11 protein-coding genes are annotated in these 14,657 nt (G+C 74.6%); all 11 read right to left on the reverse strand.

Translation table 11 applies throughout. From position 1 onward, the window contains the following. Positions 1 to 84: 84 nt before the first annotated feature. A complete protein-coding gene (locus tag ABT295_RS16245) occupies positions 85 to 1,011 on the reverse strand; it encodes an FHA domain-containing protein (RefSeq protein ID WP_352395448.1) in 927 nt (308 codons plus the stop codon). After that, positions 1,008 to 2,297, reverse strand: a complete 1,290-nt coding sequence (locus tag ABT295_RS16250) for a VWA domain-containing protein (protein ID WP_345508172.1) — start codon at positions 2,295 to 2,297, stop codon at positions 1,008 to 1,010. The genes ABT295_RS16245 and ABT295_RS16250 overlap by 4 nt, the downstream gene beginning before the upstream one ends. After that, positions 2,290 to 3,588, reverse strand: a complete 1,299-nt coding sequence (locus ABT295_RS16255; RefSeq protein ID WP_352395449.1) for a PP2C family protein-serine/threonine phosphatase — start codon at positions 3,586 to 3,588, stop codon at positions 2,290 to 2,292. Before ABT295_RS16255 ends, ABT295_RS16250 begins: the two co-directional genes overlap by 8 nt. Then, positions 3,585 to 6,149: a serine/threonine-protein kinase gene (locus tag ABT295_RS16260; protein ID WP_352395450.1), complete on the reverse strand. Its 2,565-nt coding sequence runs from the start codon at positions 6,147 to 6,149 to the stop codon at positions 3,585 to 3,587. Before ABT295_RS16260 ends, ABT295_RS16255 begins: the two co-directional genes overlap by 4 nt. Beyond that, positions 6,146 to 7,381, reverse strand: a complete 1,236-nt coding sequence (locus ABT295_RS16265) for a hypothetical protein (RefSeq protein WP_352395451.1) — start codon at positions 7,379 to 7,381, stop codon at positions 6,146 to 6,148. Before ABT295_RS16265 ends, ABT295_RS16260 begins: the two co-directional genes overlap by 4 nt. Next, positions 7,378 to 8,430: a glutamate ABC transporter substrate-binding protein gene (locus tag ABT295_RS16270; RefSeq protein ID WP_352395452.1), complete on the reverse strand. Its 1,053-nt coding sequence runs from the start codon at positions 8,428 to 8,430 to the stop codon at positions 7,378 to 7,380. The genes ABT295_RS16265 and ABT295_RS16270 overlap by 4 nt, the downstream gene beginning before the upstream one ends. Continuing rightward, on the reverse strand, positions 8,427 to 9,779 hold the full coding sequence (locus tag ABT295_RS16275) for a GlnX family signal transduction membrane protein (RefSeq protein ID WP_352395453.1): 1,353 nt from the start codon (positions 9,777 to 9,779) through the stop codon (positions 8,427 to 8,429). Before ABT295_RS16275 ends, ABT295_RS16270 begins: the two co-directional genes overlap by 4 nt. Further along, positions 9,776 to 11,416: an AAA family ATPase gene (locus ABT295_RS16280; RefSeq protein WP_352395454.1), complete on the reverse strand. Its 1,641-nt coding sequence runs from the start codon at positions 11,414 to 11,416 to the stop codon at positions 9,776 to 9,778. Before ABT295_RS16280 ends, ABT295_RS16275 begins: the two co-directional genes overlap by 4 nt. A gap of 3 nt (positions 11,417 to 11,419) precedes the next feature. After that, positions 11,420 to 12,013 carry a hypothetical protein gene (locus ABT295_RS16285; RefSeq protein WP_352395455.1) on the reverse strand — a complete coding sequence of 198 codons (594 nt, stop codon included), beginning with the start codon at positions 12,011 to 12,013 and terminating at the stop codon, positions 11,420 to 11,422. Positions 12,014 to 12,151: 138 nt separating this feature from the next. Then, positions 12,152 to 13,411: a toxic anion resistance protein gene (locus ABT295_RS16290; RefSeq protein ID WP_345508180.1), complete on the reverse strand. Its 1,260-nt coding sequence runs from the start codon at positions 13,409 to 13,411 to the stop codon at positions 12,152 to 12,154. A 344-nt stretch (positions 13,412 to 13,755) separates the two neighbouring features. Then, a complete protein-coding gene (locus tag ABT295_RS16295; protein WP_352395456.1) occupies positions 13,756 to 14,535 on the reverse strand; it encodes a dioxygenase family protein in 780 nt (259 codons plus the stop codon). Between the last annotated feature and the right edge of the window lie 122 nt (positions 14,536 to 14,657).

A 14,657-nucleotide genomic window follows, 5' to 3' on the forward strand; every position in this document is an offset into this window, starting at 1 on the left:
TAGGCCGCTCGTCGTCCCACGTCGCCGTGGTTCACGTGACGTTCAGGTTCGACCACCCGCGAACCCCGTTCGGGAGAAGGCCGTTCAGGCGTAGGCGTCGACCTCGTCCGGTGTCGCGCGACGGACGACGACGCGCGTCCACGCCCCGACGTAGAGCCGGTCGTCGTCGCCGAGCTCGGTGCGCGGCCCGACGGCGATCGGCTGCTCGGGGAGGGGGCCCGCGGCCGGGCCGACGAAGGTCCCGTTCGAGCTGCCGAGGTCCTCGACGAACCAGCGGCTGCCGTCGGTCGTCAGCTGGGCGTGGCGACGGCTCACCCCCGGGTCGGACGAGAGGTCGATCTCCGGGTGGGTGTTGCGGCTCGTCGAGACCCGGCCGAGCAGCACGCTGCGGTGGCGCAGCGGCATGATCGCCGGCAGTCCGGGCGACGGGCACGGGTCCTCGGCGTGCTGCGTCTGGTACCAGTCGGGGTCGACCCACACCTCGGCGAGCCAGTCGAAGGTCTCGGTCGCGCTGCCGGCCGCCGGTGCGGGGGCCCCGGCCGCGGGTGCCCCGCTCTCGGGCGCTCCGTTCTCGGGGGCGCCGTTCTCGGGTGCGCCGTCCGGCGCGCCCGCGGACGGGTCGTCCCCGGCGCCCCCGGACCCGTCCGGTCCGTCGCCCTCGCCGGCGCCGCCGGCCGCGTCGCGGGGCATCGCGCCGGTCGTGAAGTCGTAGCCGCAGGCCTCGCAGAAGAGCGCGCCGTCAGGGTTCTCGGTGCCGCAGTTCGGGCACTCGAGCGCCGTCGGGACCGTGCCGGGGGTCGACGGCGAAGACGGCGCGGACGCACCCGCGGCGGCGGACGGCATACCTGCTGGGTCGAGGTCGAGCGACGAACCTGCTTGCGGGGCAGGAGAACCCGACCCGGTGGCGGGGGCGGCGGCGAGTGGCTGGGCCGCGGCGTCGATGGGGGAGCCGCACGTGTCGCAGTAGTCGTCGGCCTGGGACGTGTGCCCGTTCGGGCAGACTGCGCTCACCGGCGCACCCGGCTCGTCTTCGTCGACGCCGTGTCGAGCGACATCTCGTCGATCTTCGACGCGCCCTTCTTGAGGCGCACCGTGCCCGTGTCGGCGTCGTCGATCTCGACCACCTTCTTCAGGCGCGTGGTCATCTCGTCGTTGCCCGTCGCGTCGGCGAGCTGCACGGCGCGGCCGAGCTTGGAGGTGGCGACGTCGTCCTGGCCGGCGGCCTTGGCGGCGAGGCCCTCCTGGATGACGGTGGCGAGCTCGGCCTGGCCGGTGTAGGCCGCGACGGCCGGGTCGATGCGGGTCGTCAGGGCGTCGTCGCTGCTCCACTTCGCCTTGACGAGCGCCTGCGCGACGGGGTCGGCGCCGAGGGAGACCTGCACGCGCGCGGCGAGCTGCTCCTGGCCGAGCGTGCGTGCGGGCAGCCGCACGGCGACGTGGTAGTCGCGGCTCTCGTCGGACCACGCACCGGTCGGGTAGGCGCCGGTGAGCGGGTTGACGACGGTGCGGCGGCCGGAGAGGTCCTCCAGCGTGGGCGAGACCTGCTTGACGAAGAGCAGCTCCGCGCCCTGCGGCACCCAGACCCGCAGCTCGACGTTGGCGACGCCGCGCGCCATCGACGCGCGCATCATCGCCTCGAACTCGGCCGCCATCTCCTCGGGTGCGGGGATGAGGTCGACGGTGCCGAGCAGGGCCGAGGCGATGCCGCGCACCTCCTCGACGCGCCACTGGTCGCCGACGCCGCGGCAGTCGCACTGGAAGGCGCCGACGCAGCTCTGCACGGCCGCCGCGAGCGAGGCCGGGGTCTCGCCCTCGTTGACGCCGTCGGTGAGCAGGATCGCGTGGCGCTTCGTCACGTGCGGCACGGTCTCGAAGATCTGGCGCGCCAGCGTCAGCCAGGTGCCCATGGCCGTGCCGCCGTTGGCGCGCAGGCCCTCGATGGCGCGGGTGGCCTCGCCCCGGGTGTGCGCCGACATCGGCACGAGCGCGCCCTGGTGGCTGTAGGGGTAGACGATCTGTGCGGTGCCGTTGCCCGCGACGATGGAGAAGAGCGTGCCGTCGACGATCTCGGCGAGGGCGGCCTTGGCGGCCTCGCCGGCGGCCGCGACACCGCGTCGGCCCATCGAGCCGGAGGTGTCGATGAGGATCACCTCGGCCGCCGAGCCCGGGTCGGTGAGGCCCACCGAGGCCGTCGCCGCGGAGGCTCCGGTCGAGCTCACCCGCACGATCGCGTGCACGTCGGTGCCGCCGTCGGGGAGGAACTCGTTCTGGAACACCTCTGCCGTGAAGTCAGCCATCGGCCTTGTCCCCTTCCACCGGCGCCGCCCCTGCGGCCGCCTCGTTCGTCGTGCTCGATCCTCGCCCAGCCAGTCTGGCGAGGGCAACCGTGATGTTGTCGCGTCCGCCCTGCTCGTTCGCGAAGTCGACGAGCGCCTGGGCGAGCGCCGTCGGGTCGGCGCCCGCCTCGCCGAGGCCGGCGGCCGAGCGGCGCAGCAGGTCGCGCAGCGCCTCCGCCTCGGAGCAGTAGTTCCACAGGCCGTCGGAGCAGACCATGAGCCAGCCGGGCGTGGTCGTCGTCGTGACCGTCGTCAGGTGCGGCGTCAGGTCGTCGGGCGCGTCGCGGCCGAGCCAGCGCGTGATCGAGTGCGCGTGCGGCCCGGTCTCGGCCTCGTGCCGCGGCACGCCGGCCGCCATCTGCTCCTGCGCGAACGAGTCGTCGCGCCCGAGCTGCAGCGCGGGCTCCCCGGAGGCGTCGGGCAGCCAGTAGGCGCGGCTGTCGCCCACGGTGCCGGCGACGACGACGCCGTCCTCGACGACGGCCGCGGCGAGGGTGCACGAGGGCGGGTTGGGCACGTCGTCGACGACGGAGGCGGCGACCGCCTCGTTGGCGGTCGTGACCGCGGTCGTGAGGGCCCGGCCAGCGCCCGCCGCCCAGGAGCCGGGCGTGCCGACCCCGCGGGGCAGCGGCTGGTCGAGCACCGCCCGCGCCGCCTGTGCGGCGGCGAGCGAGGCGATGTGCGAGTCGGTCGCCATCGAGACGCCGTCGCAGACGACGAGCACGGCGCGCGAGCCCGGGGCCGCGCCCGCGCTGAGCGCCATCGCGTCCTCGTTGCGGGCGTGCCGGCGCCCGATGTCGCAGACGCCGCCGACCCAGTCGGCCGGCGACTCGACGAAGTGGTCGCGAGGGTTCGGCGGCGGGGTGCCGCAGTGGTCGCAGTAGCCGTCGACGACGTGGCCCTGCCCGCAGGCGTGGCAGACGGGCTCCTCGACCGCGGCCGGGCCGGTGGGCACGGCCGCGGACGGCACCGCGCCGGTCCACCCGACGTCGAGCGGCGACTCCTCGCCGACCGGGGCGGTCTGGGGCGGGGCGTCGACGGCGGCGGCTGCCGCGAGCGGGGCGGACGGCACGAGGTCCGCGCCGCACGCCTCGCAGAAGCTCGCCTCGGCGGGGTTGGCGACGCCGCACGCCGCGCACGCGCGCTCGCCGCTGCCGGCGGGGGCGACAGGGGCGGGGACGGCCGCGGGTGCGGCAGGGCCGCTGGGTGCGGCAGGGCCGGCGGGTGCGCCGGTCGTCGGCAGGTCGGTCACCAGAGGCTCCAGGGTCGGACGGCGTTGGCCTCGTCGACGAGGGGGACGCGCTCGGACAGGTCGGGGGTGCGCCGGGCCAGCTCGCGCAGGGCTTCCTCGAGACCGAGGCGCATGCCGTGGGGCGTACCCTTCCACGGCCCCAGCCGGACGTCCGCCTTGTTGCCGCTCTTCTCCACGGTCACGAGCGCCTCACGGTAGATGAGCGTCGTCAGCTCGGCCCGGCGCCGCGCCGACATCGACGTGTCGTCGAGGGTGCGCAGGGCCTCGGCGAGGTCGGGCAGCCCGCGGTTGGCCCGCGCGAGCAGCTCGGCGAGCCCGGCGCGCGCCGTGCGGTAGGCGCTCGACTGCGGCGGCACGAGCCGGTATGCCGCCACCGCGCCGTCGATGTCCGAGCGGCCCGCGCGGATGCGGGCCAGGCCGAAGGCGGCCATCGGGACGTACGTCGCGTCGGTGCGTGCGCAGGCGATGTAGAGGTTCTCGGCCACGGGGCCGTCGCCGGCCTGCTCCGACGCCTGCGCGAGCGCGAGCTTCGGGGCGAGCTCGCCCGGGACCTGCCCGTAGACGGCGTTGAAGGCGGCCTGGGCGGCACGCGAGTCGCCGCGCTCGAGCGCGGCGAGGCCCTGGATCCACACGGCCCGCCACTCCCACGGGTCGGCGGCGAGCAGGGCCGTGGCCGTGGCCTCGGCGATGTCGCGCTTGCCGGCGTCGAGGGCCGTGCGGGCTCGCTCGAGCAGCACCTCGGTCGAGGTCTTCGGCGGGTTCATGAGCCGGTCGAGCCGCTCGTCCGGCGTGCCGCTCACCGTCTGCAGCCAGCCGACGAGCGCGTCGTGCGGGTCGCGGCGCAGGGTCGGCAGGTTGCGCCAGTCGTCGGGCTCGACGCCCGGCGTCGGCACGTCGAAGAGCAGCGAGCTGACCGTCGTCGTGGCCGCGCCCGATCCCCGGTCGAGCGCCACGACCTCGCGCAGCACGCCGACCATCTGCGACCGCAGCTCGTCGGCCGACACGAAGCGGTCGTCACGGTTCGGGGCGCAGGCCTTGGCGACGAGCCGGTAGAAGGAGTCGTAGCGCTGGAAGACCGGCACGGTGTCCTGCGCGGGCAGGGTGTTGAGGTAGGTCGTCTGGTAGCCGCGGAACTCCATCGTCAGCACGACGAGGGTGCGCCCGATCGTGTAGATGTCCGACCCGACCGAGACGCCGAGCTCGGCGACCTCCGGGGCCTGGTAGCCCACCGTGCCGAAGATCGCGGAGTCGTCGTCGTCGGCCCTGCGCACGCCGCCGAGGTCGATGAGCTTGACCTCGTCGCCGACCTGGATGATGTTGTCGGGCTTGAAGTCGCAGTAGACGAGGCCGAGGTCGTGGAGGTACTGGAACGACGGCAGGATCTCGAGGATGTAGGCGAGCGCCTGGTCGACGGGCAGCGGGTCGTAGCTACCGGCCGCCTGCAGGCGCTGCTTGAGGATCGACTTGAGCGAGGTGCCGCCGACGTACTCCATGACGATGTAGCCGGCGTCGTCGTGGGTCACGAAGTTGTAGATCTCGACGATGCTCGGGTGCGACACCTGGGCGAGGAAGCGCTGCTCGGCGATGGCCGCGGCGAGCGCGTCCGGGTCGGCCGAGTTGAGCAGGCCCTTGAGCACGACCCACCGGTCGGAGACGTTCTTGTCGCGCGCGAGGTAGATCCAGCCCAGGCCGCCGTGCGCGAGGCAGCCGGCGACCTCGTACTGCCCGGCGACGAGGTCGCCCGCGCGCAGCTTGGGGTCGAAGGAGAACGGGTGGCGGCACTTGGGGCAGAAGCCCGTCGTGCGCCCCGGCTTGCCGTCGCGACCGCGGCCGACCGGCTCGCCGCACTTGGGGCAGTAGCGCTTGCTCTCCGGCACCGAGGGGTCGGCGAGCAGCGCCTTCTCGGCGTCGATCTCGGGGGCGGGACGCACGGTCGTGATGCCGCCGCCGAGGCGCGCGGCGCGCAGGCGCTGGGAGCCACCGGTGCGCCGGGTCGCGACCGAGCCCGACTCGCGGGCACGCTTGGAGCCCAGGGCCGCCGAGGCGAGGTTGCTCGAGGCCGCGGAACGCGTGGAGATCTCGGGGCCGACGCCGCCGGTGGTGGCCTGGGTCGCGGCCGTGGCGCCGCCGTCGGCCGCCGAGCCGCCGGCCCCGGTGGGGTCGCCGGCAGCGCCGGGCGAGCCGTTCGTCCCCGGGCCGGCCGGCGCGTAGGCGGCCACGGCCTGCTGGTGGGCCGGCGTGCCGCACACGTCGCAGTAGCCGGCGTCGATGGTGCCCGTGCAGCCCGGCTGGCGGCACGCGCCGCCCTCGGGCACGGCCGTGGCGGAGCCGGACGGCGTGGGTGAGGGCGGAGCGGGACGCGACGGGGCAGCAGGGCCACCGGCCCCGCTCCCGGTGCCGCCGGCACCCGGGGACACGGCGGGGAAGGCAGGGACGGCGGTGGCGGCGTTCGTGGCGGCGTTCGTGCCGGCGACGGGTGGCGCCGAGCCGGCGGCCATGCCGCAGACGTCGCAGTAGCCGTCGACGATGGTGCCGGTGCAGCCCGGCTGCGTGCAGGTCATGAGGGGCGCCCCTGGGCGGTCGTCGGGACCGTGCGGGGGGAGCCGCCGGTGCGGGTCTGGGGTCGGGTGGCCGCGTCGACGTAGGCCGAGAACGCGGCCGCCAGCGCGCGGGCGCGGGTGAGTGGCAGCGGCCGCGCGGCGAGCGTCTCGTCGAGCCGCGCGCGCAGCTCGGCGACGTCGCCCGCGGCCTCCGGGGTGAGCGCGGTGGCGGCCGCCATCGCCGAGACGGCGCCGACGAGCCCGACGACCTCGTCGCGCTCGGCCAGCCCGGCCGCATACGTCTCGTGGGCGAGGTCGAGGGCGCGGGCCACGCGTTCGAGCCGGCCCCGGTACGCCGCGAGCTCGGCGGGTGCCTGCGGCACCGGTCCGAGGGCACGCACGTTGGGGACGGCGAGGTGCGGCGCGGGCGTGATCGCCTCGAGGCAGGCCCGCTCGAGCTTCCGGATCGCCGCCGCGCGCGCGTCGAGCTCCTCGATCTGCTGCTGCGTGCGCACCCGGCTGCGGGCGGCCGACGCACGCTCGGCGGCGGCGACGATGAGGTCGCGCTCGAGCACGGCCACGTCGATCTCGAGGGGCCCGATGACCCCGCCGACGTCGGCGCCGCGCCGGGCGCGCTCGACGAGGTCGGTCATCCGCCGGTCGAGGCGGGCCAGCTGCTCGCTCGCGGCGTCGCGCTGCACACCCGCGGGCACGAGCGCGAGCTGGTCGCGCGTGCGCTCGATGCCGGCGCGCACCACGGTGATCCGCTGGCTGGCCTCGGCCGCGCCGGGCGCGAGCGAGGCCCGGGCCTGGAGCGTGCGGGTCAGCGAGTCGAGCAGCCGGCAGGCCTCGGGCAGGCTGACCGCGAGCGAGCCCGACGACGGCAGCGAGAGGTGCTCGGTCGTGTTCGAGTCGAGCCGCCCGTGGATGAGCGTCGAGAGGCGCTCGGCCTCGACCGGGCCGACGCGGCCGCCGTCGAAGGTCGTCTCGAGGAGGGTGAGGCGGTCGCTGACGGCCTTCCAGAAGGTGAGCGCGACCGTGAGGTCGGTCGTGATCGCGACCTGCTCGGCCGGGGTCAGCCCGAGCACGGCCCGGTCGACCTCGCCGAGGTCGGCCCGGCGCTGCGCCACCCAGTCGCGGAGCAGGCCGAGGTAGGTCTGGGCCTCGTGCGCCTGGACGGGCACGCCGAGACGGCCCGGCGCCGTGGGGGCGACGGTGCCGGGCTCGGGGTGCGGCGCGGCGGCGGCGGTCATCGGCCGTAGACCGGGGTCGGCGGGGCGGGGGCGGGCCCGAGCGGGGTGGCCAGCCAGCGGTCGTAGATCGTCTTCCAGCGGCCGTCGGCCTCGAGGTCGGCGATGACCCGGTTGACGTAGCGGGCGAGGTAGACGTCGTCCTTGTTGAAGCCGATGCCGTAGGGCTCGGTCGTGATCGCCTTGGCGCTCGTGATGACGGTGTTCGGGTCCTGCGCGGCGAGGCCGGCGAGCACCGTGTCGTCGCCGGTGATGGCGTCGGCCTTGCCCTGCTGGAGCAGCACGAGGCAGCCCGTGTGGTTGGGCGCCGTGACGACGTCCGCGCTGCCGAGGACGCTCTGCAGCTTCGTCAGCGACGTCGTGCCGGTGGGGGCGCAGACCCGGCGTCCCTTGAGGCCGGCCAGGGTGAGCCCCGCCGCGTCCGGCACGTTCTTGCCGACGAGCACCTTCTGGCCGGAGCGGTAGTACTCCGCCGAGAAGGCGATCTTCGTCCACCGGTCGCACGTCATCGACATGTTGCGCACGACCATGTCGACCTGCTTGTCCTCGAGCAGCGGCAGCCGGTCGTTGGCGGTGATGACGCGGAAGGAGATCTTGCCGGGGTCGCCGAACATCGCCTGCGCCACGGCCCTCGCCATGTCGATGTCGAAGCCCTCGAGCTTGCCGGTGAACGGGTCGCGGGCGCCGAAGAGGTAGGTGTCGGCCGAGACGCCCACGGTGAGGTAGCCGCGCTCGACGATCCGGCGCATCGTCGCGTCGCTCGTGCTCGAGGCGTTCGTCAGGCGCGGCGCGCTGGGCAGCGGGTCGTAGGACTGCCGCGCGTTGTCGCACGCCGGCGCCGTCGTGGGCGAGGCCGGGCTCGTCGGCCGGGGTGTCGCCGCGACGGGCAGGGGTGTCTGCTCGTACGTGACGCTCGAGCAGCCGGCCACGAGGGCGAGCGCCGCGACCGAGACGAGGGCGCCGAGCCGGCGCGCGCTGGTGCGGGCGCCGGTGCCGCGGTCGGTGCCGTTGCCGTTGCCGTTGCCGGTGGTGGTGCCGGTGGTGCGTCTCATCGGTACTCCTCGATCCGCTGGCCGACTCCCCGGACGACGAGCCAGGCCGCGACGAGCGCGGCGAGCGCCACGAGCGCGGCCCAGACGCCGGCGCTGCCGGCCGTGCCCTCGAGCGTGCCGACGGCGGCCTTGCGGGCGGTGTCGCGGTCGCTCGCCACCCGGTCGTCGAAGGCCGCGTAGGCGCGGGCGGCGCCGTCGCTGCCGGTGCTCGTCGAGAGGGTGACGGCCTGGTCCCAGCTGCCGTTGTCGTCGAGCCGGCGCACCTGCGCGTGCACGTTCGCGTAGCGCGTCCAGAGGTCCGTCAGCGTGCTGCCCCGTCCGAGGTCGGCCAGGCGCTGGTCGACCCGCTCGCGGTCGACCTTCCAGGCCTTCTCGTTGTCGGCGCCGGAGCCGCGGCTGATGAGGGTGAGCGACTCGTTGGAGCGCGCGTCGTTGGCGGCCGTCGTGATGTCGGCGAGGGTGACGGCCCGCTGGTAGTCGCCGCGGCTCACGTCGCGCGTCGCGGTGGCGACCCCGCTGATCTGCGTGGCGGCCACGACGAGCGCCGCGAGCAGGACGACGACGGCGCCGGTGAGCGACGGGTTGAGGTAGCGGTGCGTGCGCCGCGCGAGCCAGACCGCCAGGGCGACCAGGCCGATCACGCAGACGACGCCGACGAGCAGCTGCAGGCTCGAGTTGCTCCGGTCGAACTCGGCCTGCGCGCGCTGCTCGTTGGCCGAGACGACCTGCTCGACGATCGGGATCGCGTCGGTGCGCAGGCCGGCGCTCGCCTGCTTGAGGTACTGCGCCCCGACCGGCAGCCCGAGCCGGTTGTTCGCGCGCGCCTGCTCGACGAGAGCGGCATACGTCTGCACGCGCTTGGCCAGCTCGCCGAGGGCGTTGCCGTCCGCGGGCTGCGCGGCGGCGGCCTCGGAGAGGCCCGACGCGACCCGGCCCAGGGCCTCGTCGTACGACGAGCGCGACTCGGCGGACTCGAGCCCGCCGACGAGGAACGCGTTCGTCGCGACGGCGTCGGCGCGCAGCAGGTCGACGTGGATCGACTGGGCGCGCACGACCTGGGCGGTGTTGTTGGCGGCGCGCTCGACGGCGGCCTGCGAGGCGAGGAGGGCGTTGGCGCTGACGCCACCGAGCAGCACCGCGGCCACGGCGCCGAGGAGCGCGAAGAGGCGCATCCGGCCGGGCGTGCCGTGGAGCAGGCGCCCGGCGATGCTCCGAGCGCCGGGGAGCGACCCCGCGATGGTGCGGGGCCCGGCCCCGCCCGGGCCGGCGGCGCCCACCCCTGTGCGGGCGCCCGACGACGAGCCCGCCGGGACGGCGACGGGGATGTTCGTCGTGGGTGTGCTCGTCATGCGGGGTCCTCGTGGTCGGTCACGCCGGTCGGCCGGTGCTCGTCCGAGACTGCCTCACCGGGGGCCGGGGAGCCATCAGGGTCTGCCCTGACCGGCACCGGACCCGCGGTCTGCGGGGGAGCGCCGGCGTCAGGGTCGCCCTCGGGCTCGTCCGGCCGGTCGATGACGTCGTCTGCGGTGAGTAGACGCAGCTCGTCGCGCGTGGGATCCGTCGCGTCGCGAAGTCGCCACGCGTGCCGGCCGACGGCGTGCTCGAAGAGGTTGCGCGAGAAGCGGCCGTTGCCGAAGGCGGGCGTGCGGGCCGTGGCCTCGAGCAGGTGCCTGACGCGGGTGCGCGCGTCAGCGGTCAGCTCGTAGTCGTTGCCCGCGGCGATGGCGTCGAGGATATCGAGCAGCTCGTCGTCGGAGTAGTCGTCGAACTCGATGGTCGTCGTGAAGCGGCTCGCCAGGCCGGGGTTCTGCGCGATGAACCCCACCATCGGCTCCGGGTAGCCGGCGACGATGACGACGAGGTCCTCGCGGTGGTCCTCCATCTCCTTGACGAGGGTGTTGACCGCCTCCTGGGCGTACTGGTCGCCCGTCAGGCCGTACGCCTCGTCGATGAAGAGCACGCCGCCGACGGCGCTCGCGACCACCTCGGCGGTCTTCATCGCCGTCTGCCCGACGTAGCCGGCCACGAGCTCGCTGCGGTCCACCTCGACGAGCTGGCCCTTCGGCAGCAGCCCGAGGGCGCGGTAGATGGCGCCCACGAGCCGCGCCACCGTCGTCTTGCCGGTGCCGGGGTTGCCGACGAAGACGAGGTGGCGGCTCATCGCGGCGGCCTTGAGGCCCGCCTCGGAGCGCATCTTCTCGACGGTGAGCAGGGCCACCTGGCGGTGGATCTCCTTCTTGACGCGCGCGAGCCCGATCATCGCGTCGAGCTCGGCCAGCAGCTCCTCGACCGACCGCTCCGGCTCGGCGGGCTCGGCGGGCGGGGCCGGCTCGGCGGGTGACGCCGCGTCACCCTGGGTCGCGCCGGGCGCACCCCGAGCAGGTATGCCGTCCGCACCCTCGGCGGGGCCCGCCGGCTCCGTGCCGGGCGAGGGGGAGAGGCCCCACGCCCGCAGCACGGCGTCGGTGCCGGGGCCCGGGGGGAGCGGCGGCAGCCCTCCGGGCCGGGCGGTCGGTCCGGCCGGGCTCGTCGGGCCGACCGGGCTGCTCGGGCCAGCCTGGCTCGTCGGGCCGACGGCCGCGAGGTAGGTGGCGGACGTCACCGATGCCCGCGCGATGGCGTCGATGGGCGCGGTGCCGAGCATGACGGCCGAGGAGGCGACCTCGGTCAGGGCCTCGGCGTACTCGCCGGCGAGCGAGTGGCGGGCCGCGATGAGGGCCCCGAGCAGGTCGGTCGGCGCGGCGCGCCACCGCCGGCCGCGGGACGCGGCGTCGAAGAAGGCCTCGTGGATCCGGGCGGTCTCGGTGAGGCCGGGGTGCGCCACGAGGGCCCAGCCGGCCGGGGCGCCGGGCACCGACTCCGCGAGGGCGGCCGCCACGCGCAGGCCCTCGTCGCGGGCGGCGGCCGGGTCGAGACCGGCCTCCGCGGCGACGTCGGTCAGCTGCTCGAGGCTCTCGGCGAGGCGGGACTCAGTGGCGCGGCTCATGCATCACTCCGGTGGGGCGAGCGGGTTGACCGACGGTGCAGGGGCGCCCGCGGCTCCCGGCGACCCGGGGGCGGGCGGTGGCGCGGCGACGGGGTCCGGGCCGAGCCCGAGCACCCCGCCCGCCGAGGCCTGGCCGAACTTCTCCTCGAGGAAGGCGCCGTGCACGATGATCGCCTCGGCGTCGGCGCGGTTCACGGCGTCGTAGACCTTGTCCATCGTCGTGCCGAGCAGGTCGAGCTGGTCGACGAGCAGCATGACCGAGCTCTTGCCGGCCGCGATGGGACGGGTGTCGGCCCAGTCACGGGGCAGGCGCAGGTAGTTGCCGATGGCGACCGGGAGGTAGTCGGTGACCGTCGCCATGACGCTGTAGCCCTGGCTGCTGCCGATCCCGAGGTTCGCGAGGCGGGGCAGCGTCTGGCGCACGATGCGCGTGACGCGCAGCAGCCGCGACAGCACGACACCGGGCACGTGGCCCTCCCGGGCCTGCGCCTCGATGGCGCCCAGCGCCTCGAGGAGCGCCTCGGTCGTCGGCGGCCCGGGGCGCGCGGGCTCGGGTGCCTCGGGCTTGTCCAACCCGAACCACGACCGGATTCCCACTGCGATGTCCCCTCTGGTGTCCCACGCGCCGACTGCTGGTCGATCACGTCCATCCTGCTGCACCGGCCGCGGACCAGTGTCGGCGGCTCGGGCGCCGCCCACCGGGACGACCCCCGACCGTCCTCCGGTCGGCCTGGGTCAGCGGCCCGAGCCGAGGTCGAGCAGCCCGGGTGCGACGTTCTCGGCCCGGCGCGCGTCCTGCTTCGACACCCGGTCGAGGTAGGAGCGCGACTTGGCCACCTCCGTCTCGAGGGTGCCGATCGAGGCGGCCATGTTGTCGAGCGCGCGCACCTTGAACTGGTCGATGGCATCCATCGTCTCGTAGATGTTCGCGAACGCCTTCTGCAGCGACTCGATGGAGAGGGTCGAGCTCGCCGACTGCTCCTGGATGCGCGCCGAGTTCTGCTTGAGGGCCTCGGACGTGCGCTCGATGATGCCCGAGGTCGTCGTGTTGAGGGCCGTGATCTGGTCGAGCACGAGCTGCTGGTTGTTGAGGGCCTGGGCGACGATGACGGCGGTGCGCAGGGCCGAGACCGTCGTCGTCGTGGCCCGGTCGACGCCCTTGATGAGCTCGATGTTGTTCTTGATGATGATGTCGATCGCGAGGTAGTTCTGGATCGACACGGCGAGCTGGGTCAGCAGGTCCTGGTGCTTCTGGCGGACGTAGAAGAGGACGTCCTCGCGCAGGGCCTTGGCCTTCTCGGGGTCAGTCGTCTCGAGCGTCGCCACCTGCGCGGCGAGCCGGGCGTCGAGGCGCTCCGCGACGTAGACGTACTGGTTGAGCCGGCCCATCGACTCCCAGAGGTTCTTCTTCTCGAGGTTGAGCGCGACGTTGTCCTTGACGAGCTCGTCCTGGCCGGACTGGAGCGAGTGCAGGATCCCGTTGAGGTGGCTCTGGGCCGACTGGTACTTGCGGAAGTAGTCGGTGACCTTGTCGCCGAAGGGGATCATGCCGAGGAACTTCTTCGCCCCGCTGGCCTGGCCGGGGTCGAGGTCCTCGACGGTGCGGCGCAGGTCGAGCAGGGTCTTGCCCACCTTGGAGTTGCCGGAGAGTCCGCCCTCGTTGAGCGCCTTGACCGGCATCTGGAGCATCCGGTTGCTCGACTCGGCGGCGAACTTCACCTCGTCGTTGCCCATGCTGCGCACGTCGGCGGCCTTGGTCTCCCACTCGGGCGAGCGGACCTCGGCCCTCGTGAGCGAGTCGAGGTAGGTGTCGACCTTGGCGTCGAGGCCGGGCAGCGCCGCCTCGGGCACGGCCGGCGCCATCTTCGGCGCGGCGGTCTCGGCGACCGCGGCCGTCGGCGCGGGCGCGGTGAGGACGAAGGCATCGCTGGGCGGCGCGAGCGGAGCGACCTGCGCGGCGGTGGGGGCCGGCTGGGCGGCGGGCTGGTCGGTCATCTGCGAAGGGTCCTTCCCCGTGCGTGCCGGTCACGTCGGCGACGCGACCGGAGTCCCTCGACCCGACGGTCGTGCACCCGGCCCGCGGTGGCGGTCGGCTGCACGGCACGCACCTGCGGCGCGGTCGTCGGGCGTACGGTCACTCTACGTGCCGTGCCGCTGCGACGGGATGGCCTTTCGGTGGGTTCCGTCGGGTTTCCGGGAGACGAACGACCACGGCCCGGAGCCAGGGGAAACTCCGTGCCGTGGCCGCGTCCGTGGTCGCCCACACCCGCCCAACGAGGCAGGGTGGCACGGGGTTCCCGCGCGCCGTCGCCGGCCCGGGCCCGCGGGTGCGTGGCGGCTCAGCCGAACTGCCAGGACCGCTTGGAGAGGCCGAACCAGAAGCCGTCGATGACGCTGCGGTTGTCGAGCCCGCCGGACTCGTAGGCGGCGCCGAGCGTCACGAAGAGCGGGGCGAAGTGCTCGGTGCGGGGATGCGCCTCGCGGGCGGCCGGCGCCTTGTCGAGGAAGTCGAGGAGGCTGTCGAGGTCCTGCGCCTGCACGGCCTCGCGGGCCCAGTGGTCGAACTCGGCACTGGCCTGGGGCGGGACCGCGTCGGACCCGGCCCGGGGGTCGAACCACCGCAGGTTGTGGGTCGTGAAGCCGGAGCCGACGATGAGGGTGCCCGCGTCGCGCAGCGGCGCGAGCCGCCGGCCGAGCTCGAAGAGCCCGCGCGGGTCGAGGGTCGGCATCGACATCTGCAACACCGGGACGTCGGCGTCGGGGAAGAGCTCCTTGAGCGGCACGTACGCGCCGTGGTCGAGGCCGCGCGCCTCGTCGCGGTGCACCGCGTGGCCCGGCCCGGTCAGCAGCCGGGTCACCTCGTCGGCGAGCGCCGGGGCGGGCGGGGCGTCGTAGGTGACGTCGTAGTAGCGCTGCGGGAAGCCCCAGAAGTCGTAGGTGAGCGGCGCCCCGGTCGTCGACCCGAGCGTCGTCGGCGCGTCCTCCCAGTGCGCCGACACGACGAGCACGTTCGTCGGCGTGGGCAGCTCCGTCGACCAGCCCGCCAGCTCGGTCGTCCAGCGGCGGTCGTCGGCGAGCGGCGGGGCACCATGGCTCAGGTAGAGCACGGGAGCTGGCATCGCGGAGCCTCACTGTCAAAAGTCGTTGAACTATAAATTACCAGACGGGGCGCGGGTCTGCGTCCATTCTCGCCGGACCCGCGTGCGCCCGGGGGTGCTTCACCGCAGCCGGTCGGTGCGGC

The organism is Terrabacter sp. NPDC000476 (assembly GCF_040300125.1).
Lineage (GTDB): Bacteria > Actinomycetota > Actinomycetes > Actinomycetales > Dermatophilaceae > Terrabacter.

Excerpts from the sequence above, each read along its gene's own strand:
- ABT295_RS16275 (WP_352395453.1), bottom strand. The coding sequence starts at position 9,779 with ATGACGAGCACACCCACGACGAACATCCCCGTCGCCGTCCCGGCGGGC.
- ABT295_RS16295 (WP_352395456.1), bottom strand. The coding sequence starts at position 14,535 with ATGCCAGCTCCCGTGCTCTACCTGAGCCATGGTGCCCCGCCGCTCGCC.
- ABT295_RS16265 (WP_352395451.1), bottom strand. The coding sequence starts at position 7,381 with ATGACCGCCGCCGCCGCGCCGCACCCCGAGCCCGGCACCGTCGCCCCC.
- ABT295_RS16270 (WP_352395452.1), bottom strand. The coding sequence starts at position 8,430 with ATGAGACGCACCACCGGCACCACCACCGGCAACGGCAACGGCAACGGC.
- ABT295_RS16280 (WP_352395454.1), bottom strand. The coding sequence starts at position 11,416 with ATGAGCCGCGCCACTGAGTCCCGCCTCGCCGAGAGCCTCGAGCAGCTG.
- ABT295_RS16260 (WP_352395450.1), bottom strand. The coding sequence starts at position 6,149 with ATGACCTGCACGCAGCCGGGCTGCACCGGCACCATCGTCGACGGCTAC.
- ABT295_RS16250 (WP_345508172.1), bottom strand. The coding sequence starts at position 2,297 with ATGGCTGACTTCACGGCAGAGGTGTTCCAGAACGAGTTCCTCCCCGAC.
- ABT295_RS16290 (WP_345508180.1), bottom strand. The coding sequence starts at position 13,411 with ATGACCGACCAGCCCGCCGCCCAGCCGGCCCCCACCGCCGCGCAGGTC.